The organism is Streptomyces sp. A01 (assembly GCF_059026195.1).
The window spans coordinates 1-1,167 of record NZ_JBWLKN010000093.1 but is presented as its reverse complement, the minus strand read 5'-3'; the positions used below and the strand labels follow the sequence as shown (position 1 = coordinate 1,167).

At 65.8% G+C, this 1,167-nt stretch carries 1 protein-coding gene; it reads right to left on the bottom strand.

From position 1 onward, the window contains the following. Window positions 1-265 precede the first annotated feature (265 nt). Window positions 266-718, bottom strand: coding sequence for a PTS sugar transporter subunit IIA (locus AC5P1B_RS35650; RefSeq protein ID WP_493892189.1), 453 nt, complete (start codon window positions 716-718; stop codon window positions 266-268). Window positions 719-1,167 lie beyond the last annotated feature (449 nt).

Sequence of the window (1,167 nt, the reverse complement as noted above, 5' to 3'; positions counted from 1 at the left end):
TCCTCCACCAATCCACCCATCACTGACCAACACTGACACTGACCAACACAGACCAACACCGACACCGGCCAACACCGGCACACACCAACCAGCACACCCACACCAACCCCCCACCCACCATCAGCAGGCGAGACCACCCCCGGCGGCGCTGAGACCACACCAGCACCACGAGCCGAACGCACACCAGCACTTCAGGCAAGTACCGGCGCCGCCATACGCGCGCTCGGCGGTCCGCACGCGTGGCGGCGGCAGCCGGCCGGTGGGGTCACTGCCAGGAGAAGAGAGCGCCGCCCGGGGCGACGTCATCGTCGTCCTCCACGATGTCGGCCAGCGCGTCAGCGGTCGCCTCCAAGGCGACGACGGGGCATACGGGCGATTTGCCCGCCCGCTCCACCTCTGCCGGGTCCCATCGGACTATCGGGTCGCCGCGGCGGACGGCGTCGCCCTTGTGCACCAGCAGCTCGAAACCCTCGCCACCCAACTGCACGGTGTCGATCCCCAGATGCGTCAGCACCCCATGCCCCGACTCATCCACGATCACGAACGCGTGCGGATGCAGGGAGACGACGATGCCGCCGACGGGGGCGACCGCTACAGATGGTGCGCGCACGGGGTCGATCGCGGTGCCTGGCCCCACCATCGCGCCGGAGAACACCGGGTCGGGGACTGCGGAGAGTCCAATGGCGCGTCCGGCCAACGGCGACGTCACCATGGTCATGGGAATGCCTCCCAGCGGTGGAGATGCGGCAAGCGCCATCGAGACCTGTCCCGGACGACGCACTGGTCAGCAGCGTAAGTCATAGGAACCGGACGTTCCGCTCGTAACCACCCGGCCGGGAGAAGGGGTGATCGCGCGCGGGAGTGGCGACGAGGGACCGGGGATGAACCGGTCTGAGGCGAGCCGAATCGATTTGCCTCGACTGTGGGGGCGCTGTACTGTCGTACTCCTGCCCACGACAACGCACCGCGGTGAAACGCGAGTGCATCGAGGGTGGCCTCTATGAGATCTTGTTCCGACTTCTCTGGTGTGCATTTTTGCGTTCTGCGGAAATCGCCGGTCAGGGAAGCGGGAAATAGCCTGATAGAGTGTGAAACACAGAAGGGAAAGCCCGGAGGGCCTGGTGAAACAGGCGCAAAGGAAGCGTCCGTTCCTTGAGAACTCAACAG

Excerpts from the sequence above, each read along its gene's own strand:
- AC5P1B_RS35650 (WP_493892189.1), bottom strand. The coding sequence starts at position 718 with ATGACCATGGTGACGTCGCCGTTGGCCGGACGCGCCATTGGACTCTCC.